This is a genomic window from Sinorhizobium alkalisoli, from assembly GCF_008932245.1.
GTDB lineage: Bacteria > Pseudomonadota > Alphaproteobacteria > Rhizobiales > Rhizobiaceae > Sinorhizobium > Sinorhizobium alkalisoli.
In genome coordinates this window covers 242772-265535 of the sequence record NZ_CP034911.1, presented here as the reverse complement: position 1 = coordinate 265535, position 22764 = coordinate 242772, and the positions used below count along the sequence as shown (strand labels likewise).

Genomic DNA, 22764 nt, shown 5'->3' with positions numbered 1-22764 from the left:
AGCGGCTCTACGGATTGCTCGCAAGAGAAGCAATGAGCGCAAGCATCGCGACGCAGGCATTTTGGGCGAAATGCCTCCTCCTTTGGCCGATTTGCGCCGTTCCCACTGAGCGGTCTGCCTCTCATTTTCAGCGAGCCGAGAACGTCATTGGTGTCATTGGAGGATTGTCATGACCGTCTACAACATTGCTCTCATCGGCTTTGGCGGCGTAAACCGCGCTTTGGCCGAGCTTATCGCGACAAGGAACCCGGTATGGGAGCGGGAGCTCGGGTTCCGTCTCAACATTGTCGCTGTGAGCGATCTTTATCTGGGCTCCGTGATCTCGCCAAACGGGCTCGACGCGAAGACGCTGATTGGAGCCAAGTTCACCAAGGGTGGGTTCGGCCAACTCTCAGGCGGCAGTGCGGAAGCGGACAACGAAACGATCATCAGGACCGCGCCGGCAGACATTGTCGTAGAGGCAACGTTCACCAACCCGACGGACGGCGAGCCCGCAGTCTCCCATTGCCGTTGGGCGCTCGCAAGCGGCAAGCATGTGGTCACGACGAACAAGGGTCCGGTGGCACTTGCGGCGTCCGAGCTGAAGGCCCTCGCTGAGGCAAATGGCGTCCGGTTTGAGTACGAGGGTTCCGTGATGAGCGGAACGCCGGTGATCCGGATGGCCGAGAAGACGCTCGCGGGCGCTGAGGTCGATGGCTTCGAGGGGATCCTGAACGGCACTTCCAACTTCGTTCTGGGACGGATGGAAAGTGGCCTGGATTTCGATACCGCCGTCAGGCAAGCACAGGAGCTCGGCTACGCGGAAGCCGATCCCACGGCGGATGTGGAAGGCTTCGACGTCCGCCTCAAGGTCGTCATCCTTGCCAATGAGCTGCTTGGCGCACGACTCAAACCGGATGACGTCACCTGCAAGGGCATTTCGCAGCTTTCGCCTTCTGACATCAGGGACGCGGCCAAGGCCAACAGCCGCTGGAAACTCATTGGTTCCGCCTCCCGGGGCGAAGACGGCCGCGTCGTCGGAAGCGTCATGCCGAAGCAACTGCCGTTGGAGCATCCTCTCGCCGCCGTCAACGGTCCAACCAATGCAGTTTCGTTCAACACGAAGCTGCTCGGTTCTGTGACGGTTACCGGACCAGGTGCGGGGCGAATCGAGACCGCCTATGCTCTTCTGTCCGACATCGTGGCAATTCATACCCAAAGCACCTCCGCCATTGCAAAGGAGGCAGCCTAATGGTTCAGTCAAGCGACATTTTTGAAGTTTTCGACGAATGGCTGCCGCGAATTAAGCATTGCCCAAATAACGTTGATGCGTCGTCGTGCGAGTGCGATGAGTGCTTGGCTGTGCCTTTTCCCTTCGGTGCGTTTTCGGTTGTAGAAGGCTTTGCTTCCAGGGTGGCTGAGTGCAGCGAAAGCGGACTGGAAGAAGACGCGTTTGAGCGCCTTGTCGCCGCTGGTGGCGCGCCGGATCGCATAGGATTTTCCCGATTGACGCAGGACTGGTGTCAGTCCGGCGGCGGCGGCGAGCGCATCGGCGGAGCGGAAGCGTCGGATGTCGCCGATATGGGCGATCAGCTCTGCCGTCATAACGACCCCCATCCCCGGCAGGCTCTGGACGAGGGCCGCATCAGGGTGGCGGGCGAGCAGCTCGGCGATGTCGCTGTCAATACGATCTCGGGCTTGGCGTGCCGCCAGGGCCTCGGCGGCCAGTTCCTTGATGAGACGCGCCCGCGTTGTGGCACCCGGCACGTCAAGCGACTGCGCCTTGGCGAGCATGATCGCCTCCTCGGCCAATTGCAGAACGCCGCGCAGATGCGGGGACGATCGCATGAGCTTTCTGGCGATTCTCGCAGCGCGCGCGGTGCGCAATTCGTGGGGAGCTGCAAAGTGGCTGAGAAAGGTCAACCCGGTCTTGGTTTTGACATCGATCTGGCGTTCAAACGCCGGAAAAAGGGAGGAAAGCAGATCACGCAACCTCCCCAGGCGGCGCGTCTGATCCCGAACAATCTCACTACGCCGACCGACCAGCAGGCGGATATCCACGTCGATCTCACGTTCGGTCTCGACGGGACGCAGGTCGGGGCGTGTGCGCGCCAGTTCGGCGATCGTGGCCGCATCTCGCGGGTCGGACTTGTTCTCGCCGCCCCGCATACCCTGCCGCGCCCGGTTGACCGAAAGTCCCGGCGTATGCACCAACCGCAATCCCGCTTCGGCGATCATCGCGCACAGCAGCGTAGCCGTCCCGCCCAAAAGATCGAGCGCCACGGTCACCTCATCAGCGCCGAGCGCTTCGATCTCGGTGATCAAAGCCGCGATCTGATCCGGGTCGTTTGCAACCGAATGGCTGAGAACCGGCTTGGCATCGCTGTCGATCACGTAGGCCCAATGCAGATCCTTGGCCACATCCAGGCCAACGAATATCTTCATGAAAACCTCCTTCTGCCATTGTCCGTCAGGCAACCTTCCCATGCCGTCCTCGCCCTACACAGCGATCGATCGCAGAGCCTAATCAGCGGTCAGGTCAGGTGTCGGGACCGGGTGGTTCTGCCTCCGGAGCCATCGCGGGCAGCCAGCATGATAGCCATCCCCGGTCCCGTGCCTTCGAAGAGGATCGCATCGATGAAGCAATCCGCAAAGGCACGCGTCGAAACGCGAGTTAAAGGTAGGGCCGCATGATGCACGGCCTCGCCCTGAACGCACCCTTTTCAAGCGATGAGATCGTCGTGCGCAACCCTTTCGACGGATCGGTCGTCGGAACCGTTCCAAGCAGCGATGCTACCTGCGTCAGCAGCTTCATCGAACGCGCACGCCACGGAGCGCAGGCCGCTAAAGCTCTGCCGCGCCACAAGCGAGCTGCAATCCTCGAAAAGGCGGCCTCCGCCATTGAGGCGGCGCACGAAGAATTCGCGCTTCTTATCGTCAAAGAGGCCGGCAAAACGATAACGCAAGCCCGCAAAGAGGCGACCCGATGCGTCAACACGCTAAAGCTCTCGGCCGATGAGGCCAAACGCAATGCCGGCGAGGTCATTCCGTTCGAGTCCTATGCTGGGTCCGAGGCCCGGCAGGGATGGTACACGCGAGAGCCGCTCGGGATCATTACGGCGATCACCCCTTATAATGATCCGCTGAACCTGGTCGCCCATAAACTTGGACCGGCGATTGCAGGTGGAAACGCCGTACTCTTGAAGCCGTCTGAGCTTGCTCCCCTGTCGGCGCTCAAACTGGTCGACGTTCTGGTGGAAAGCGGCCTTCCGGAAGAGATCGTTACGGTTGTCATTGGTGGCGCGGATCTTGGCAAGGCACTCGTCGTGCCAAGAGACGTGCGAATGATTTCGTTCACGGGCGGATTTGCCACCGGGGAGGCAATTGCCAGGGCTGCCGGCATTAAAAAGCTGGCGATGGATCTTGGAGGCAACGCACCGGTCATCGTCATGGAGGACTGCAATTTTGTCGCTGCGGTCGAGGGCTGCGTGTCTGGAGCCTATTGGGCGGCCGGTCAGAACTGCATTGGCACCCAGAGGATCCTGATCCAGCGCTCCATTTATGAGCGGTTCAAGTCGGAGTTCGTTGCAGCCACAAAAATGCTCAAGACCGGAAACCCACTTGAACCTGACACCGATGTCGGCCCGATGATTTCGGAACGTGCCGTTCAACGCGCAGCGGCGATGGTCGACCGCGCTGTTGCTTCTGGCGCCGACCTTCTTTGCGGCCACAGCCCGGCGGGCAACCTTTACCCGCCGACGGTGCTGGAAAATGTTCCATTCGGTTGCGACCTATGGAGCGAAGAGGTGTTTGCTCCGATCGTAATCCTCGAACCCTTCGATGCGCTCTGCGATGCCATCCGCCTCGCGAATGCGCCAGATTACAGTCTGCACGCCGGCATCTTCACAAATGACCTCGAGGGAGCCCTTGAGGCGGCTAGCGGGATTGATGCCGGAGGGATCATGATCAACGACTCTTCCGACTATCGTTTCGACGCTATGCCGTTCGGCGGCTTCAAGTATGGCAGCATGGGCCGTGAAGGGGTGCGCTTTGCCTTTGAAGACATGACCCAGCCAAAGGTCGTCTGCATCAACAGGCTGAAACGGTAATAGATCGCCAGCCAACAAGCCCATCAGCAACATCAGGAGTACCATTTTGTTCAAAGGTTCCATCACCGCACTTGTTACACCCTTTGCTGATGGGCGTATCGATGAAGGGGCGCTGCGCGCCCTCATCGACTGGCAGATCGAGGAGGGATCATCCGGGCTGGTCCCATGCGGAACGACAGGCGAAAGTCCGACACTCACGCATGCCGAGCACAAGCAGGTTGTCGAGATTACGGTCGAAACGGCTGGCGGCCGCGTCCCGGTCATTGCAGGGGCGGGCTCGAACAGCACGGCGGAGGCAATCGACTTCGTTCGCCATGCACAGGAAGCCGGCGCCGATGGATTGCTGGTCGTCTCGCCCTATTACAACAAGCCGACGCAGGAGGGCATCTATCAGCATTTTAAAGCCATAGATGCCGAGGCCGAGATCCCGATCATCGTCTACAATATTCCGGGTCGCAGTGTGATCGACATTCAGGTCGAGACGCTGGCGCGCATTTTTAGCGACTGCAAAAATGTGAGCGGCGTCAAAGACGCCACCGGCAATCTCCTGCGACCTTCACTGGAGCGCATGGCCTGCGGCAAGGACTTCAACCTGCTGACCGGGGAAGACGGCACAGCCCTCGGCTACATGGCCCATGGCGGGCACGGGTGCATTTCTGTGACCGCCAACATTGCACCGCGCCTATGCGCTGAATTCCAGCGCGCCTGCCTTGAAGGCGACTTCGCCTTGGCTTTGGAGATCCAGGATCGTCTCATGCCATTGCACCGGGCGCTCTTCCTGGAAACAAACCCCGCTGGACCAAAATATGCCCTGGAGCGGCTGGGCCGCACTCGTGGGGACCTGCGATTGCCTCTTGTTCCCGTAAGCGGCTCGGTTCGCGAACAGATCGATCAGGCGATGCTCCACGCTGGCATTTTGAGTTGAGGTCACCGATGAAGATCGATCGAATAGAAACTGACCTGATCGGGCCTCTCTCCATTCCCGCGGGTAAGCTGTTTGGCGTGCATACGCAGCGCGCGGAGGAGAATTTCAACGTCACAGGCTTCCGCCTGAGAGACTTTCCCGAGCTCATCCAGTCGATGGCGATGGTGAAGCAGGCTGCGGCGCTGACCAATATGGAGCTTGGACTGCTGTCTTCTGAAAAAGCTCTTGCGATCGCAGAGGCGTGCGACGATCTCATCGAACTAAGAGCGATTGACGACAATTTTCCAGTGGACATGATGCAGGGCGGAGCGGGCACCTCGACCAACATGAACATCAACGAGGTTGTGGCCAATCTTGCTCTTCTCAAGCTGGGCGCCAGCGTCGGAGACTATTCCACGCTTCACCCGAACGACGATGTCAACCTCTCGCAGTCGACAAACGATGTCTACCCGACAGCGATCCGGCTGACCCTGTTGCGCACCTGCGACGCGCTCATCGCTTCGCAGGTTAATCTTCGGGATACATTCCGTCGGAAAGGTGCTGAATTCGCGGACGTCGTAAAGGTTGGACGCACTCAGCTCCAGGACGCCGTGCCCATGACTGTCGGCCAGGAGTTCGAAGCCTTTGCGGAGCTGATCGACGAGGACATCATCCAGGTGCAGTCTGCCAAGAAAAATCTTCAGGAGGTCAATCTCGGCGGTTCTGCAATCGGGACCTCGATCAATGTGCCGCCGGCCTTTCCGAGCGTTGCGTGCAGGAAGCTCTCCGAGATCTCCGGTCTGCCGCTCATGACAGCTCGTAACCTGGTGGAAGCGACATCGGATACAGGCGGGTTTGTCGCCTTCTCAGGCATTCTCAAACGGATTGCCGTCAAGATGACGAAGATCTGCAACGATCTGCGGCTCTTGAGCAGTGGCCCAATCGGGGGACTGGGTGAGATTCGGCTGCCGGCGATGCAGGCTGGCTCCTCGATCATGCCCGGCAAGGTCAATCCGGTCATCCCGGAAATGATGAATCAGATCGGATTTCAGGTGATCGGCAATGACCTGACGGTGACGCTGGCTGCAAGCGCCGGACAACTGCAACTCAATGCGATGGAGCCGGTCATTGTCCTGAACATCCTCCTGTCAATACGCATGCTGACCAGAGGGATGGAAATCTTCGCCAACCGATGTGTGGCGGGGATCGAGGTCGATAAGGATCGTTGTAAGGCTTTGTTGGACCAGTCTCTCGTTCTGGCCACCCCGCTAGCAAAGCTGATCGGCTACTCCAAGGCGGCTTGGCTGTCGAAGAGAGCACTATCTGAAAAGAGAAGTCTGCGCTCCATCGTCGAGGAAGACGGATGCCTGACCAAACGGCAGATCGAGGAAATCTTCAGCGACTACGCGGCGTTTGCAAACGCCCCGCAGCGCACGTCCGCATGAGGGGAAGCCATGGCGGTATTTACCGAACTGTCTGACGAAGACCGCCACGCGATCGTGGAAGCTTACGGCTTGACAGGTTTGTCCTCCGTTATCGGCATCGCTGACGGCGATCGCGAAACGACCTATCTGTTCCGGTCTGCCGAAGGGGAGTTCATCGTGACCCTGTTTGAAAACGGGGCGGAGCCGCTCGACCTCGAGCGCGCTTTCACAACGATGGAAACGCTGCACAGGGCGGGTGTTCCCTGCCCCGAGCCCAGGCGCACCGTCGACGGCAATGCCACGTTTCAGGCTGCGGGTCGGCTTGTAGCCATCGTAAGCTTCGTGTCCGGGTCATCGACAAGTGACCCTTCGCCAGCCAAATGTGGGAGTGTGGGCCGCGTTATGGGCCAGATACACATGAGCTTGCAGAGTGGGCTCAACCGCCAGCCTAACTTACCATCGGGGCCCGTACATGGTGCATTGGTCTTCGCGAATGTCTTTTTTCTTGGCGATGAAGTCAGCGGCGTCATCAACTTCAGGCTTCGCCATGATGACGCCCTTATCGCTGAGATCGCCGACGTTCTCGTTGACTGGACAGGCGTGCCCGACGGCGGTTTGGACCGGCGCAAAGCCCATGCGCTCTTGAGCGGATATCAAGCCATCAGAAAGCTCTCGGCAGCAGAAAAAACAGCTTTGCCTGCGTTCGTTCTTGCCTCAACAGCCAAGCGCGCCGCCCTGGGCGCGAGAAGGACGTCAGTCCCTGAGTGCGCCCTTGTTGCCTATCATTCGGTCACGCCAGATATGTTCGACCAATAGAGGCGGCAACGGGATGAAATATCTTCTGGACCGAATAGATGAACTGGTACTTGCCGAACTCAAGAACAATGCCCGCATTTCGCACGCGGAATTGTCGGCAAAGGTGAACCTGTCCCGAAACGCCGTGCGGGTGCGCATCGAACGGCTCGAACGAGAAGGTTTCATCAAAGGGTACACGATCGTCACTGGTGAGGGCGGAAACGACCGCCATCTGACCACCGCACTCATGTTCGTCTATCGCCATGACCGCATGAGAGGCGGTGACGTCATCAACGTCCTACGCAAAATTCCGGAGGTTGTCGCCTGTGACGTCATGACCGGCGATTTCGACCTGGTGGTGAGGGTCGAGTCTTCGCAAGCCGATCATATTCGCCAGATCTGGCAGCAAATATCCGAACTCCCCGGGGTACGCGACACGCTTACGGCATTCGCGCTCTCCTCCGTCGTTCGAAAGGCCTGATAGACCCTAAGGTACAATCGGCAGGACCTTGGCTTGGTCAAAGGAGCGCGTATGAGCCCGCCGATAGCAGCAAATTGAAACGCTCGGTCGCGATCTGAAAAAATACGACTATAGCGATGTTGGACCGGGCATTAGATCGTAGGGGTGTCGCCATCCTGGCAGATCCCGGATCCTGTCCTTCCACTTGGCGATGTGAAGAAACTCCTCCTGAGGCAGGCCCGTATCTTCGGGCATGTAGACGTAGCCTGCAAGAGACAGGTCCGCGATGGTGGGCCGAGCAGCCACAAGGAATGGTGTTTGCCGCAGGTGGTCATCCACGATGCGGTAGGCGGCTATTGCACGTTCCCTCAAAAATTGCGTCACCGCCGTCTCCCCGGTTTTCTTGATGCCATACAGGAAGCGCAAGGTGGCATAGTAGCTGGTGAATTTGTGATTATCGAACAACATCCACCGCCAGATTTCCTGTTTCTCCCGCACGTTTTCGGGACCGAATTTTCCAGTCGCCTCAGCCAGATAGTCGAGGATGAGCGCCGACTGGCTGAACCTTGCCCCCTTGTGCTCAAGAACCGGAACCTCGCCCTGTTCATTAACCTCCTGTCGCCATTGCTCTTGGTGTGTTTCCCCACCGAAATAGTCGACGAATACCGGCGTCCAATCCATTTCCGCCAAGGCGAGAAACAATGCCACCTTGTAGGAGTTGCCTGACATTGCAAAGCAATGCAGTTTGAATTCGGACATGCTCGATCTCCTTTTATTGGGGCTCATTCGGAAATTGAGAAATTGACTGGCCTTGTTCCACAGAGGCTGGATTGATCCGCAACAAGGACCGGGTCCTGCTAAAGCACACGATACGTGATCATCAGCGAGCCCGTCAGCAAAACGGCTATGACCGCGGCGCCAAAAGGCAACATGGCCCGGTAGACTGCGCGCTCTTGTCCGCGACAACCTGCCATATTGCAAACAATGGACATGCGAACTGGTGAAATCAGGTTGAGCGCCAGGGCGGCGGTATGTTGCAGGGCAATCACGGCCGCGACATTGAGGCCCGCTTCCTTTGCAAGACTGACCTGCGAACTCATGAACAGGCCGTTTGCGGCGTTACCACTGTTTGCAAGGGCTCCGAACACTGCCGAGACAAGAGCAAGCCATGTCAACGCACCTCCGCCGGCTGCGGAATGTATTCCCTCTCCCAATGCCGCGGCAATCCCGGAGCTGGATAGCAGCTCTGCCATCATCGAGAAGATGATGATGGCGAGAATTGCGAGCCGTCCGGTTCTCCAGGCTTTGAGGACTTGCGATCCCAAGCTGGAAACATGACCATAGACGAATGCGCAGATGACAGCGCCCAAAGCCAACCACGTGCCCGCATGAAACAGCGGCGACCAAGCCGGGGCCCCGACGAACGGCTCGAGCCGCCCGGTTTGTAGCAGGAATTCGCTCAGGGGCGAGATCAGCCGGGTTGCCATGAGCCATGTGATGAGGATCGCAAACGGCGCCATTCTCCGTAGGGCGTCAAGGAGTTGGTCTGCATTGGGGCGCTCATCGACAAGATAACGCAGCACGATGACCGGCCCATAGGCGCAGAGCATCGAAACTTCAGGCCCCAGAGCTCGCGTTGCCGCAATCAGCAGAAGCAGGCTTCCGCCGAGCCAGACGACCTCGCTGAGGCACTCGCGGAAGGGAGCCCCGACGCCTGCTCTTTCGGCCATCCTCCAGTAGAGTGGCAACCAGAGCGCATTCAGGGCGACTTGAAAAAAGCTGGCGTTGACAGCGAGCGTGGTTGGATCGCTTCGCGAGAAGGCGCCGGCGACAATCGCACCGTTGCCCATGCCGCCCCACAGGATCATCGTCTGGCTCAGCAGGCTGAAGGCCATCAGATAGACCGGTTGCAGGTCAAGCCTGCGCAACAACAGCATCGTCCCGACGATTCCGACGCCAAAGCCGGTCGCGGATTCAGAAAACTGGCCGATCAGGAAGCACGCCGCAAACAGTAGACGCCGCCTGGACTGCCTGTTCTGCCGGAGGCTCTCGACCGGCATCGCTGCATCCCCGGGCCGAATGGCCATCTGCCAGAATAACAGCCCGCCCAGTATATATGGTACAACGATCCAGCCGATCCATGCGCCGCGGAAGAGCGCGCTGGCGCCGTCGTACATCTGGAATTCGCCGGGCGCCGCACCGAGCGCGACAACGATTGCAACCAGCAGGCCGATGCTTGCGGCAACGAGCGTGGAAGCACGACCGCTTGCCAGCAGGCCGATGACGATGAGCGCGGGCAATGCCCAGACGATGTAAAGCAATTCCGTCGAGATCCTCCGGCGGCGCCTGACCTTGCTAGGGGTCAGGCCAGATCCTGCTCGAGCAAGGTCAGGCAGTGTGCTACCTTTTCTTTTGCAAGCGGCGCTAGTGGGAGGATGGGACGGGGCGGCTCGGCCCGGCAGACGCCAAGCAGATCGGCTATCGTATAGACGGTTCGCAGGCTGGAGAACTGCTTGAAGAGCTCCCAGATTGGGGCAAGACTTGCATCGATCCGGAGTGCCTCTTCAGTATCGCCGTTCTGAGCTGCTCTCACGAGGCGCAGGCACACGTCTGGAAGAATGCCGGCGAGCACGCTGTACCAGGTATCGGCCCCGCGGCGCATGGCTTCGGCAGCATTCCAGTCGCCGCTATAGCCGATCGAGAAGCTCTTGGGTGTGGCGGATCTCTGCCGCCCCAGATGGCTCGCGATCTCCTCGGGTTTTTCCGTCGGATTCTTGATCGCCACGATGCCAGGCACCTGAGCCAACCGTTCCACCAGGACAGCCGTGAAGCGGAAATGGGTCGTCCCCGGATTATCATAGATCACAATGGGGAGGCCGCTCTTTCGAGCGACGGTGGAGAAATGCTCGAAGACTTCATCCTCCGTCAGCGGCGCGTACGAAACGGCGGCAAGAAGACCTGCGGTCGCTCCTGCGGCCTTGGCGTCCTGAGCCAGTCTGACCGCCTCGTCGGTCCGCAAGGCGCCGACGCCTGCCACGACCGGTATGGCCCCGCCGGTTTCCTCAATCGCCGCGCTTAGGGCTCGTCGCCGCTCCTCGCGGGACAGATACATGTAGGTTCCGGTGCTGCCGAGAAGGCCGATGGAGTCGACGCCTGCGATGCATAGCCGCGCCACAAGCCTCTTGAGAGCGGCAGTGTCGACGCGACCGTCCGGGTCACTCGGCGTGATGGGAAATGCGGAAAGCCCGCTCAGGAAAGCCATTCGATGCTCCGGATCCGGTTCTGTGCTTCTATATTCGCAGTCGTCAATGCGGGCGTTACAGGGTCGCGAGCGCCTGCCTCAGGTCGCCAATCAGGTCATTCACGTCCTCAAGACCGACAGAAAGACGGATGAGGTCGTCACCAACGCCCGAGACCATATGGGCGTCCTTCCGGATCGATTGCCGCGCCCTCGTAATGCTGGCCGGATGATAGATCAGGGTATCGGTGTCGCCGAGGCTCACCGCGCGTGTCATCAGTCGCAAGCGATCGAGCATATTTCGTGCGCCGCCAAACCCGGCGTGAAGTCCAAAGGCGAGCATGCCCGACCCCTGCGCCATTTGCTTGCGCGCGATCGCCTGATCGGGATGCGAGTCCAGGAAGGGATAGCTCACCCAGGACACGGCGGGATGCGCTTCGAGCATTCGGGCGATCGCCAGAGCAGAGGCGCTGTGCCGATCCATTCGAAGTGAGAGTGTTTTCAGACCGCGCATGATCAGGAAGGCGGAGTGCGGCGCCAAGGTGGCGCCGGTAATGTAACGCAAACCCGTTTCGTGCAGGCGGTGGAGCGTTTCGGCGTCGCCGAGTAGCGCCCCACCCAACGTGTCGCCATGACCGTTGATGTATTTCGTAAGAGAGTGAAGCACGATATCGGCGCCATGCTCGATCGGCCGCTGGAGCGCGGGAGAAGCAAAGGTACTGTCCACCGCGACTTTCACCCCACGCGCGTGTGCGCGCTCTGAGATTGCCGCAATGTCGAGAATGCTGCTGAGCGGGTTCACGGGCGTCTCAAAATAGACAAGCTTGGTCTTTTCCGTGATCGCCGCGTCGAGGTTCGACGGATCGGAGAGGTCCACGGGAACGACCTTGATGCCGAAGCGCGGCAGCCCCTGCTCCACCATCGCGACGGTATTCGAGTAAAGCGTTTTGTGAACGACAAGCTCATCGCCCTGCGACAGCAATGAGAGGATCAGAGTGCCGAAGGCGGCCATACCGGTCGATACGACTAGGCCCGCCTCCGCCCCTTCCAGGTTCGCAAGCCTCTGCTCGAGAATCTCTGTGGTCGGATTGTATTCCCGCGCGTAAAGTCGGCCGCCAAGCGCTGCTGCGGCGTCATTGGCCTCGACGCTCTCGAAGCCGTAGGTCGAGGTCAGGAAGACTGGCGGCTGGACTGCCCGTTTGTAGTCCACCGGGCTGAACGCATGATGAATGGCCCGCGTGTCGAATGCGTAGCTTGCCGCGTGAAAGTGGTCAGATTGTTTCTGACATTTGTCATGCTCGCTGCCGCCTGTCATAGCTGGATCGTATCCTCTTTGCTTTGGCCCAGACTGGCATCATACTGGCCGGCATGAAACATCCAGTTTGGCAGAAAGAATATGGTCCAGTCGGAAAACCAAGCGGCGGCAGTGCACGCACCCAGGATGGGCGCACGCAGGATTTACGAGGCGCTCAAGAGTCAGATCCTTGGCCGTGTCTATGAAGCGGGAAGTCAACTGCCGTCTTCACGCAGCCTGGCGAATGAACTGCATGTGTCGCGGACAACGGTTACCGTTGCCTATGAACAGCTTGCCGCTGAAGGCTTTGTGGAACTGCGCCAAGGCGCTCGCCCGCGTGTGACAGCGCTGGAGCTGAGACAGCGGCCGCGAGAATCCGACACCACACAGGAGGCGTTCGGGCCGCTTTCTGCTTACGGCGAAAGACTTCGGGCGCTTTCGCCGTGGCTCGACTATCTGCCAACCAACCTGGCGGTTGATTTTCGGTACGGAGACCTTGCCCCATCTGACTTTCCGGCACTGGCGTGGAAGCGCGCTATCAATTCGGTGATTGCCCAAAGACCCGGGCGGCTGGCCTATGAGGACCCACGAGGATCCCGGCGCCTGCGGCAAGCCCTTCAGGGTTACCTTTGGCGGGCACGGACGTTGCAATGCGATCTTGAGCAAATCATCGTCGTCAACGGCTCCCAGCAGGGGCTGGATCTCTGCGCGCGGATCCTCCTCGACGCGAACAGCGCATTTGTGATGGAGAATCCCGGCTACCGAATGGCTCGCCAGATCTTCTCAAGCACTGGGGCTTCCGCCGTGGCAGTGGACGCGGACGCGGGCGGCCTGAAGACCCCGGACTTATCAGGAATCGACGCCCGGATGGCCTATGTAACACCATCCCATCAGTTTCCCTTGGGCGGTGTCATGCCGATCAGCCGTCGCCACCAGCTTCTCGCTTGGGCTCGGGATAGAGACGCCTATGTGGTTGAGGACGACTACGACAGTGAGTACCGGTACGACATCAGCCCGGTTCCGCCCCTCCAGAGCCTGGCGGACGGGCGCAACGTCATTTATCTGGGCACCGTTTCGAAGACACTGTCGCCGATGATGCGCATTGGCTACCTCGTGGTGCCAAAACAATTGCAGGAGGTGTTCGCAACCGCCAAGCAATTGACCGACCGCCATACACCCATGACCGAGCAGGAAGCGCTCGCCTCTCTGATCGAAAGTGGCGCCTATGAGAGCCATGTGCGTCGCGTCAGACGACTGAATAGGGAGCGCCGTGAGACATTATTGAGCGCTCTTGAGACTGCATTCGGCGACCGCGTCACGGTCGAGGGTGCGGATGCCGGATTGCATGTCGTCGTCTGGTTCAATGAGCTGCCGGGATCAGCTGAGATCGCCCTGATGGATGCCGCTCGCGAACGCGGCGTCGGCCTCTACGGTATTTCACCGCTCTACGATTCTGCACCAGAAGCAAGTGAGGCGCCACGAGAGCGGCTCGGATTGGTGATGGGCTATTCCGCGTTGACAGCGAGGCAGATCGAGAAGGGCATTCAACTTGTCGCCTCGGCCGTCGATGCGGTGAAGGGATCGGGCTGACAGCAAGACCCGGCTCGCCGAGCATCTTATTGCATCCTCTCCTGGCACGCCTCCAACCTTCGCCGAACTGGACTAGGAACATGCTGGTAAACTGGCACTGTTGACGAAGCCAGTTTCACGGCAGATTTCCCCATCAGCCGGGACCGGTGAGACATGGGATGATCCCATGATGAGAGCAGCAGGCCACCGGCGCGGAGATCCATGTCGATCAAAGGCAAGGCATTGCGGGAGCCGATACATGACTTGGCAGGGGAGTCTGCTCCACATTCACATTGCGCCGGCCGCTTCCTACGAAATGGAAGAACTCGCCGAGGCGCAACTCATCGCTGGCCGCGGCATTGCGGGCGACCGCTATTATCTCGGAACCGGGACTTATTCGCCCAAGCCTGACGTCCGCGAAGTCACGCTGATCGAGGTTGAGGTTCTCGAGGCGATTGCCAAGGGAGAGCCGAAGATTCCCGGGTTCAAAGGCATGCTTAAACCCGAAGATCACAGGCGCAACCTGACGACCCGCGGCGTTCCGCTCAATCATCTGGTCGGCAAGCGCTTCCGGGTGGGCGAAACGATTTTGCGGGCGGCACGGATGAACTTTCCCTGCAAATACATCGAGGAGCTTCTCGGCATGTCGGGCCTCTACGAAGGACTGCTGAACCGTTCCGGTCTCAACTGTTCGATCGAGGTCGGTGGTATAATCCGCCCTGGCGACCCGATCCTGCCAATGGACGAGTGACGCGACATGGGATCTCCACGTATCATCATGAAACTGATCGTTGCCGGCGTCCACGACGAGCCGGGCGACGTCCGCGTGATTGAGCTGAGACACCCACGCAAGCCTCTTCTGCCGCCCTTTGAACCAGGATCGCATGTCGACGTCCACCTCCCCGACGGGAAGGTACGCCAATACTCGCTCTGCGGTGACCCGGAAGATCTCAGCCGCTACACGATAGCGGTGAAGCGCGAAACCGATGGCCGGGGCGGCTCGGCATGGATCCACGATACTATTGCAGCAGGCGCCGAGCTGCCCGTATCCGCCCCGCGCAATCATTTCCCGCTCAGGGAGTGTGACGGGCCGGTCCTTTTGCTGGCAGGAGGCATAGGGATCACACCTATCCTTGCAATGGCGCGGGCTCTCTGTCGGCAGCGCAAGACTTTTGAGCTCCATTATTTTTCGCGGAGCCGAAGCCTGGCACCGTTGCTGGGAACTTTGGAGAAGATCATTGGCTCCGAAAGCTTGAGGCTCCACTTCGACGATCAAGTCGAAACCCGGCAGGACATTCATAGCCTGTTGTTGGCGCGGCCCGGTGGTGCGCAGCTTTATTATTGCGGGCCTCCCGGCTTCATGGCAGCCGTTGCCCAGGCTTCAGGACACTGGCCGGATGGCACGGTCCATTTCGAAGCCTTTCAGCCGCCGGCCCGGGATGATGCTCCACCCGAACCGTTCACGATTGTGCTTCGTAACGGGACAGTTGTTCCGGTACCTGCAGACGAGTCAGCGCTATCGGCCATTCGCGCCGCCGGCGTGTTGCTGATGGCGTCCTGCGAGAACGGCGTCTGCGGAACCTGCGAGTGCGGGTATTTGGAAGGACAGCCAATTCATCGCGATGCAGTGCTTTCAAACGACGCGCGTGACCGTCGGTTTATCCCGTGCGTATCACGCGCGACGGGCGTTCTGAAACTCGACTTGTAAAAGAGGGGGAGTGATGAACTCCAAGATCAGCTATCTGAACGAAATTGAACGCTGCGTTTCCTGGCTTGCCGCCTGGACGATCCACCACGCCAACCATATCCGCGAAGCAGACGAGGTGAAGGTTGGCGGGCACCAGGCTTCGTCAGCGTCGCTTAGCACCATCATGACCGCGCTCTACTGCTCGGCGCTTCGTCCTGAGGATCGGGTCGCGGTCAAACCCCATGCAGCACCGATATTTCATGCTCTCCAATATCTGGCAGGGAACCAGACCCGCGAGAAGCTCGAAAACTTTCGAGGTTTCAAGGGCGCACAGAGCTATCCATCACGGACCAAGGATGTCGATGACGTCGACTTCTCCACCGGCTCGGTCGGTCTCGGTGTGGCGCAGACGCTGTTTTCTTCATTGGTCCAGGACTATGTCTCGGCACACGGCTGGATGAACGACCGGCCTGAAGGACGCATGGTCAGCTTGATCGGCGATGCCGAGATGGACGAAGGCAATATCTATGAGGCCCTGATTGAGGGTTGGAAACACGGCCTGAGAAACTGCTGGTGGGTCGTCGACTACAATCGCCAGTCGCTGGACGCTGTGGTCCGCGAAGGCCTCTGGGAGCGGTTCGAACAGATATTCAGAAACTTCGGCTGGGACGTCGTGATCCTGCGCCATGGCTCTTTGCAAGAAGCCGCGTTTGCCGAGCCCGGCGGGGACAAGCTGCGGCAATGGATCGAGACGTGCCCGAACCAGCTCTATTCCGCCCTGACCTTTCAGGGTGGCGCGGCGTGGCGAAAGCGACTGCTGGACGAGATCGGTGATCAGGGGCCCGTGACTGCCTTGATAGAGCGACGTTCCGATGAGCAACTGCAAGCGCTCATGGTTAATCTCGGAGGGCATGATCTGCCAAGCCTGCTCGAGGCCTTTGAACAAGCTTCGCAGCACGACCGCCCGGTCTGCTTCATCTGCTATACGATCAAGGGATATGGTTTGCCGCTGGCAGGCCACAAGGATAACCACGCCGGTCAGATGACTCCCACGCAAATGGAGGGCTTCCGCCAGCAGATGGGCGTAAAGCAGGGACAGGAATGGGAGAAATGGGCGGCGGCCACACTGCCGCCTGGTGAGCTCGAATCCTTCCTTGCTCAAGTATCGTTCTTCAGCGAGGGCCGCCGCAGACTGTCTTCGCCGGCGATCCCGGTTCCTCCTACGCTCCCCTCCCCTGGGCAGCCAGGCAAGCTGCTTTCAACCCAGATGGGCTTTGGCCAGATTCTGAACGATATCGCGCGTGACGACACGCTGCTCGCCGAGCGCATCGTCACGACCTCTCCGGACGTGACTGTGTCAACCAACCTCGGCCCCTGGGTCAATCGGCGCGGGTTGTTTGCCCGTGAGAGCATGTCCGACCTCTTCAAGGCGGAGCGGATTCCGTCGACCTACAACTGGGAGTTCGGTCCTAAAGGCCAGCATCTCGAACTGGGGATTGCCGAATCCAACCTGATGATCATGCTTGGTGCGCTCGGCCTTTCCCATTCGATCAACGGCGCCAGGCTGCTGCCCATCGGCACCGTCTATGATCCGTTCATCTACCGCTCGGCCGACCAGTTGAACTACGCCTGTTACCAGGATGCGCGTTTCCTGCTGGTTGCAACACCGTCCGGCGTAACGCTAGCGCCGGAAGGCGGCGCGCACCAGTCGATCGGCACGCCATTGATCGGTATGGCGCAGGACGGACTGTGCTCTTTCGAGCCGGCCTTCGTCGACGAGCTTTCGGTCATCATGCGCTTTGCCTTCGACTACATGCAGCGCGACGGCGAAGGTGACCCCGATGAAACAACGTGGTTGCGCGATCAGACCGGTGGATCCGTTTATCTCCGCCTGTCGACGCGCCCGCTCGAGCAGCCAGCACGCCAAATGGCTCCTGACCTGGAGCAAGACATTATCAATGGTGGATACTGGTTGCGTCGGCCAGGTCCCAACGCCAGTGTGATCATTGCCTATCAGGGTGTCATTGCGCCCGAGGCGATCGCTGCAACAGGTCTGCTCGCCGAAGATCGACGGGACGTCGGATTGTTGGCGATCACCTCCGCGGACCGGCTCAATGCCGGCTGGCAAGCTGCTGAACGAGCCCGACAACGTGGAGCGGTCGGGGCGATGAGCCACATCGAACGCCTGCTGGCGCCTTTGTCACGTGATTGCGGGATCGTCACGGTGATCGATGGCCACCCAGCCACGCTCTCCTGGATTGGGGGGGTCTATGGTCACCGCGTCAAATCGCTGGGGGTCGAACATTTCGGCCAGACCGGCACGATTGCCGACCTTTATCGGCATCATGGCTTGGATACCAATGCTATCATGCACGCGGCTCAAGCTGCCAGCAACGGAAGGGCCCCCCGCTATCTGCAGGCGCTTTCATGAAATTGGGCTTCGGGCTTTCGAAACAGCTTCTGTGCGGTGATATCCCTGGTTCAGCGGAAAACTGATTTAGGTAATCGATCGTCCTTTAGAGCTTGCTGGGCGCTGGGCGTCAAGATTTGCAGTCCGCTGGTGTCCGAAGAGAGTTCGTCTTAGAGAATCTATCAAGCGGCTACCGTTAGCAGCCGCTTGAGCAGTCGGCGGATCGCGCTGCTTCCGCTTTCTCGACAAAGTCGAAAACTTCAGAAGCTGGCGGCTGCGGCCGCACCTGACCGTCCTTCAAACTGCTTCAGCGTGGGCGCCAAGATAGATCTTTCCGACGACGGGATTGTTCATGATGCTCTCGGCGCTCCCATCAATCTGGTTTTTTCCCTCTGCAAGAATGTAGCAGCGATCGGAAATCTCCAGCGCCTTATGAGCATTCTGCTCAACCAGCAGCACGCCGACGCCTTGTCGATGACTTATCTCGCGTATGTGCTGGAATACTTCGTCTGTCGCCTTGGGCGACAGGCCAGCGCTTGGTTCGTCAAGCAGCAAGACCGAGGGTCCAGCCATGAGCGCCCTGCCGAGCGCCACGACCTGCTGCTGGCCGCCGCTTAGCTTGCCAGCGGTCGCTGTCCAGTAATCGGCCAGGTTGGGCAGAATTTCACGCACCACCGCTTGCCGCTCCTTGACCGAACCCGGGACGGCAAAAAGACCCATACGCAGGTTTTCTTCGACGCTCATCGTGGCGAATACGTTGCGCACCTGAGGCACATATCCCAGACCGGAGCGCAAACGATCACGCGTCGGAGCAAGGGTGATATCGATCCCCTTCAGCTTGATGGTTCCCGCTTTGGGCCTCAACAGGCCCGCAAGTGTCTTCAATAAAGTTGACTTACCGCAACCATTCGGACCGATAATGGTGACGATCTCACCTGCGGCCAACTCTAGGCTCACTCCATGCAAGATCTGCATCTCGCCGTAACCGGCGACAAGGGACTCGGCTGTTAAAATGATCTTCTTGTTCATGCGCTCACCCCTCCAAGATAGGCGTCCAGCACTTCCTTGTTCGATTGAATCTCAACAGGCGTGCCTGCGGCAATTACCTGCCCCCTGTCCATGACGATCACCCGCTCGCACAGTTCCATGATGACCGTCATGTTGTGCTCGATGATCAACAGCGTCACACCAGAGGCATGGATGCGCCTGAGAACCGCCATCAGATGTCGTATGAGGGTCGGATTGACTCCGGCGGTAGGCTCGTCGAGCAACAACAGCTTTGGGTCAGCCATCAGGCAGCGGGCAAGTTCAAGAAGCTTTTTCTGACCACCCGAAAGTAGGGCTGCCGGGTGTTGAGCCTTTTCACCCAAGCCGACCATTTCCAAGACCCCCTGCGCCTTCTGCAGGTTGATCCTTTCTTCGTCGCGAACGCGCTTGCCGGGCAAGAGGACCGACCGCACCTGGTCGCCGAACTGCCCCTCGGGCACCAGCAGGAGGTTCTCAAGCACGGTCATCTGTTTGAGTTCGCGCGGAATCTGAAACGTGCGGCGAAGGCCGAGCCGGGCGATATCGTGCGCGCTCAGCTTTTCGATGTGGTTCCCATCGAACAGGACCTCGCCGCTGTCGGGGCGAACGAAGCCACTGACCAAGCTGAAAAGGGTGGACTTTCCAGCTCCGTTCGGCCCGACGAGCCCGGTTATGCTGCCGGCGCGGACGGAGAACCGGCATTTGTTGACGGCCTGCAGGCCTCCAAAACGCCGGCTGACGTCCTTGATCTCGAGTATCTGTTTCATCATGCCCTCCCCGGGCGGTAGCGAACCATTACGATCGCGATCAGTGCAAGTCCGAGCACCATCAGGCGCAGGGCCGCCAATTCCACACCATCGACAAATGTGATGTAGTCCTTGAGCAGGCGCGTCCCTTCAAGAAGCGCAGCAACCAGAGCCGTGCTCAGGAGAGTTGCCACGCTCGAGCCCTGGGCGCCAATCAAGACGGCCGCAAGGACGTAAATGCTCACGTTCGGACCAAACATATCCGGCGAGATGTAGCTGAGGTAGCTGGCAAAAAACGCACCACCCAAGCCAGCCAAAGCTGCGCCCAACAGGAATGCTTTTGTCTTGTATGCCAGTGCAACCTTGCCGACGGACGTGACAACGCCTTCGTCTTCCCGGATCGCCTTGAGCGTCCGCCCGATCGGGTAACGCTCGATACGCCGGGTGAACCAGAAGGCGAACGCAAGCGCGAGTGCCGTGACGACCAGAAAGGAAGTCTCCGATCCAAGTCCGGGGAATGATGCGGGACGCGGTACGCCTGCAACCCCGTCAGGTCCCCCAGCCAGCCATTTCTCATTCAGCAGGACCAACCTGACGAACTCGCTGAAACCGAGTGTTACAATGGCGAGATAATCCTCGCGCAGACGCGGTGTAAACATTGCAACGGCAGCACCGAAGACACCGCTCAAGGCCGTCGCCACTCCGACCGCCAGCAGAAAGGGAACGCCCGCTTTCGAAAGAAGGGCAAACGTGTAAGCGCCAACTGCGAAGAATGCGACCTGACCCAGATTGATAAGCCCGGTCAAGCCCCATTGGATGTTGAGACCGAGGGCCACAAATCCGTAGATGCCCGCAAAAATCAGGATCGCGATGAGATAGTCGATCATGGCTTAGCTCCTGGATTTCACAAGGCCGCTTGGGCGAACCAGCAAGACGAGGGTAAGTACGAGAAATGCCAGCGCGGTTTTATAGCTCGATGGCAGGATGAAGAGGCTGAACTCTGACGTCAGGCCCACCAGTACCGCGGCAAGTGCTGCACCGACAACGCTTCCAAGACCGCCCAGGATCGCGACTGCGAAAAGTGGTATCAGAACGCGCCAGCCAAGAAGCGGATTAAGAGAGGTCTCGGTCGCCAGCACAATTCCGCCGACGGCAGCGAGGAAGCCGGCTGCAAACAAGACGGCGCCATAAACCCGTTCAGGCTGGACACCTGTTACGATGGCAAGCTCGGGATTGGTCGACGTTGCTCGTACCGCGCGACCAAACTCGGTGTAGCGCAGGCCCAGGAAAACCCCTGCAAGAATGACGATGACCAGCCCGATGATTGCTGCTTGCACCGGCGTGATGATGAAGCCGGCAATGATGAACGGTCGCATCGGCAGGATCGGGAACTGCAGGTTTCCGTTGCCCCATCCGAAACGAACCAAATTTTGCAGGACCAGCATCAGCCCCAAGGAAAGCAGCACCGGCGGGAGAATTCCAGCCTTCCGCACGAAGCGGAAAGCCGTCTGGTCGACCGCAAGCGCAATAAGGCCTGTAACGACCGCCGCCAGAAGCCCAGCCGCCCACAGCGGCAATGAGAAACCGCAGAGAAGAAGCGTGAGATAGGCACCGAGCGTCATGAACTCGGGGATTGCAAAATTGGGATAGCGCAGCACACCGTAGATGAGCGAAATGGCTGCCGCTGGCAGACTCCATATCGCAGCCATCACGAGCGCCGAGATGAGGTAGATCTTGAATTCCATCGTGGCGTTACCTTCGGCTGAAGGCGCCGCACCAATGCGGCGCCTTGATCGGTGCGATTAAAACTGCACTTCGCTGATCTTCCCGACAGGAGCGGTCTTGCCGTCCTTGACCTTGGAAACGCGGAAGTTCGCCTTTGCAATGTTGCCGTTGGCATCGAAGTCGAGCGGTCCCGACGCGCCGTCGTAGTCGATGCGCTCGCCCTTTCGCAGCGCTGCCACCCCTTCAGCAAACGACGTGACCTTGGTGCCGCCAGTGCCGGTGATCTCACGGATCGCCTTGTCAAGCGCCTTGCCGTCTGTCGACTTTGCCGCTTCGATCGCAAGCGCAAGAATGACCATTTCGTCATAGGCCTGCGCGCCGAAGGAGTAGTAGCGATCAGAGCCTAGCTGTTTCGCGAGCCGCTGATAGGCGGGCGAGTCCTCGGAAACGCCCTCTTCGACCAGAAGCAGGCCGTCCGCTGCAGGACCGGCATTCTTGATCAAGTCGGCACTGACAGAAAAGCCCGGGACGATAAAGCGGGTGGTCAAGCCTGACTGGTAAGCAGCCTTCAGGATCGCGATCGTGTCTGGTTCGTAGCCAGAGATGTGGACGAAGTCGGGCTGGTCAGACAGGACGCGCGCAACTTCCGTGGTGAAAGTCGTTTGCTCCTCGTTATACGTGACGAAGCTCGTGATCTTGCCGCCGCGCTCTTCGAAGCGCTGCTTCAGAGCGTCAACTGTGCTCTGGGTGAAGGGTACGTTCAAGCCGAGGACCGCTGCCTTTTTCCAGCCTTGCTGGGCGGCGTATTCGGCGTAAGCCTTTCCGAACAGCAGGTCGTCCGGTTCAAGCCGGAACACATGTCCCTTCTTCTGGACTTCCGTGATGCGGCTCGCACCCGAATTGGACAGCAGGATCAAGCCCTTCTCTTGGACAATGGGTGCAACGGCAAGCGTGACGCTGCTTGCCCAGGTTCCGAAGATTGCGCTCACCTTGTCGACGTCAACGAGCTTGCGCGCAGCGCGAACGCCAGCCTCAGCATTGGTCTCGTCGTTCTCCTCAACAAGTCTGATCTTACGACCCAAGGGTCCGCCGGCCGCGTTGATCTCCTCGAGTGCAACTTTCGCCGAAGCGAGCATTTCCTGACCGAATGGACCGCCTGCGCCAGAAAGTGGCATCAATGCTCCCAAAACGATCTCGCTGTCGTCGGCCGCCGCTGGGCTCGGACCCAGCAAAGCGGCAAGGGATGCTGCGCTGACGCAGGCTGCCAGGAAGAGACGGCGCGAAGATGTCGCCCAGCCGCTGGATTGAATCTGTGCTTTTTTCATTTTTGAGTTCCCTCTGTTGAGTTTATGCTGATTGGATGTACTGCTGTGGACGCCTTGGGCGGCGTCATCTTGC

General features: G+C 59.4%; 20 protein-coding genes. 10 read left to right on the top strand and 10 right to left on the bottom strand.

Annotation, left to right across the window (positions count from 1 at the left end; all coding sequences use genetic code 11):
* Window positions 1-169: 169 nt before the first annotated feature.
* On the top strand, window positions 170-1231 hold the full coding sequence (locus tag EKH55_RS28320; RefSeq protein ID WP_069457483.1) for a homoserine dehydrogenase: 1062 nt from the start codon (window positions 170-172) through the stop codon (window positions 1229-1231).
* 8 nt (window positions 1232-1239) lie between these two features.
* On the opposite strand, the gene EKH55_RS28315 is transcribed toward EKH55_RS28320, so the two are convergent.
* Complete coding sequence (locus tag EKH55_RS28315) at window positions 1240-2424, bottom strand: IS110 family RNA-guided transposase (RefSeq protein ID WP_069456388.1); 1185 nt, start codon at window positions 2422-2424, stop codon at window positions 1240-1242.
* Between the two features lie 245 nt (window positions 2425-2669).
* Here EKH55_RS28315 and EKH55_RS28310 point away from each other — a divergent pair, with 245 nt between their 5' ends.
* From EKH55_RS28310 to EKH55_RS28290, 5 genes are read left to right on the top strand one after another with little or no spacing between them, the layout of a single operon-like run.
* On the top strand, window positions 2670-4088 hold the full coding sequence (locus EKH55_RS28310) for an aldehyde dehydrogenase family protein (RefSeq protein ID WP_069456864.1): 1419 nt from the start codon (window positions 2670-2672) through the stop codon (window positions 4086-4088).
* Window positions 4089-4134: 46 nt separating this feature from the next.
* Window positions 4135-5013: a 4-hydroxy-tetrahydrodipicolinate synthase gene (gene dapA / locus EKH55_RS28305; protein ID WP_069456863.1), complete on the top strand. Its 879-nt coding sequence runs from the start codon at window positions 4135-4137 to the stop codon at window positions 5011-5013.
* An 8-nt stretch (window positions 5014-5021) separates the two neighbouring features.
* Window positions 5022-6437, top strand: coding sequence for an aspartate ammonia-lyase (locus tag EKH55_RS28300; RefSeq protein ID WP_069456862.1), 1416 nt, complete (start codon window positions 5022-5024; stop codon window positions 6435-6437).
* Between the two features lie 9 nt (window positions 6438-6446).
* Window positions 6447-7232: a homoserine kinase gene (locus EKH55_RS28295; protein ID WP_069456861.1), complete on the top strand. Its 786-nt coding sequence runs from the start codon at window positions 6447-6449 to the stop codon at window positions 7230-7232.
* 13 nt (window positions 7233-7245) lie between these two features.
* Window positions 7246-7692, top strand: a complete 447-nt coding sequence (locus EKH55_RS28290; protein WP_069456860.1) for an Lrp/AsnC family transcriptional regulator — start codon at window positions 7246-7248, stop codon at window positions 7690-7692.
* Between the two features lie 108 nt (window positions 7693-7800).
* Here EKH55_RS28290 and EKH55_RS28285 read toward each other — a convergent pair whose 3' ends face one another.
* The 4 genes from EKH55_RS28285 to EKH55_RS28270 form a co-directional block, all read right to left on the bottom strand.
* A complete protein-coding gene (locus EKH55_RS28285) occupies window positions 7801-8430 on the bottom strand; it encodes a glutathione S-transferase family protein (RefSeq protein ID WP_151614001.1) in 630 nt (209 codons plus the stop codon).
* Between the two features lie 98 nt (window positions 8431-8528).
* Window positions 8529-9992 carry an L-lactate permease gene (locus tag EKH55_RS28280; protein ID WP_069456858.1) on the bottom strand — a complete coding sequence of 488 codons (1464 nt, stop codon included), beginning with the start codon at window positions 9990-9992 and terminating at the stop codon, window positions 8529-8531.
* Between the two features lie 41 nt (window positions 9993-10033).
* The gene (locus EKH55_RS28275; RefSeq protein WP_069456857.1) at window positions 10034-10933 is read right to left on the bottom strand and encodes a dihydrodipicolinate synthase family protein; all 900 of its coding nucleotides are present in this window, start codon (window positions 10931-10933) and stop codon (window positions 10034-10036) included.
* Between the two features lie 55 nt (window positions 10934-10988).
* Window positions 10989-12224: a trans-sulfuration enzyme family protein gene (locus tag EKH55_RS28270; RefSeq protein ID WP_083265210.1), complete on the bottom strand. Its 1236-nt coding sequence runs from the start codon at window positions 12222-12224 to the stop codon at window positions 10989-10991.
* An 81-nt stretch (window positions 12225-12305) separates the two neighbouring features.
* Between EKH55_RS28270 and pdxR the strand changes: the two genes are divergently transcribed.
* From pdxR to EKH55_RS28250, 4 genes are all read left to right on the top strand, one after another.
* The gene (pdxR, locus tag EKH55_RS28265; RefSeq protein ID WP_069456856.1) at window positions 12306-13793 is read left to right on the top strand and encodes a MocR-like pyridoxine biosynthesis transcription factor PdxR; all 1488 of its coding nucleotides are present in this window, start codon (window positions 12306-12308) and stop codon (window positions 13791-13793) included.
* A gap of 238 nt (window positions 13794-14031) precedes the next feature.
* Window positions 14032-14523 (top strand): MOSC domain-containing protein, encoded by a 492-nt coding sequence (locus EKH55_RS28260; RefSeq protein WP_069456855.1) that lies wholly within the window; start codon window positions 14032-14034, stop codon window positions 14521-14523.
* Between the two features lie 6 nt (window positions 14524-14529).
* Window positions 14530-15480, top strand: coding sequence for a PDR/VanB family oxidoreductase (locus EKH55_RS28255; protein WP_069456854.1), 951 nt, complete (start codon window positions 14530-14532; stop codon window positions 15478-15480).
* Between the two features lie 13 nt (window positions 15481-15493).
* Window positions 15494-17890: a transketolase gene (locus EKH55_RS28250; RefSeq protein ID WP_069456853.1), complete on the top strand. Its 2397-nt coding sequence runs from the start codon at window positions 15494-15496 to the stop codon at window positions 17888-17890.
* Between the two features lie 276 nt (window positions 17891-18166).
* On the opposite strand, the gene EKH55_RS28245 is transcribed toward EKH55_RS28250, so the two are convergent.
* From EKH55_RS28245 to EKH55_RS28225, 5 genes are read right to left on the bottom strand one after another with little or no spacing between them, the layout of a single operon-like run.
* Window positions 18167-18898, bottom strand: coding sequence for an ABC transporter ATP-binding protein (locus EKH55_RS28245; protein WP_083265209.1), 732 nt, complete (start codon window positions 18896-18898; stop codon window positions 18167-18169).
* On the bottom strand, window positions 18895-19662 hold the full coding sequence (locus tag EKH55_RS28240; protein ID WP_069456852.1) for an ABC transporter ATP-binding protein: 768 nt from the start codon (window positions 19660-19662) through the stop codon (window positions 18895-18897). The genes EKH55_RS28245 and EKH55_RS28240 overlap by 4 nt, the downstream gene beginning before the upstream one ends.
* Window positions 19662-20528, bottom strand: a complete 867-nt coding sequence (locus EKH55_RS28235; RefSeq protein WP_069456851.1) for a branched-chain amino acid ABC transporter permease — start codon at window positions 20526-20528, stop codon at window positions 19662-19664. Before EKH55_RS28235 ends, EKH55_RS28240 begins: the two co-directional genes overlap by 1 nt.
* A gap of 3 nt (window positions 20529-20531) precedes the next feature.
* Window positions 20532-21386 carry a branched-chain amino acid ABC transporter permease gene (locus EKH55_RS28230; RefSeq protein ID WP_083265208.1) on the bottom strand — a complete coding sequence of 285 codons (855 nt, stop codon included), beginning with the start codon at window positions 21384-21386 and terminating at the stop codon, window positions 20532-20534.
* A gap of 57 nt (window positions 21387-21443) precedes the next feature.
* A complete protein-coding gene (locus EKH55_RS28225; protein ID WP_069456850.1) occupies window positions 21444-22691 on the bottom strand; it encodes an ABC transporter substrate-binding protein in 1248 nt (415 codons plus the stop codon).
* Window positions 22692-22764 lie beyond the last annotated feature (73 nt).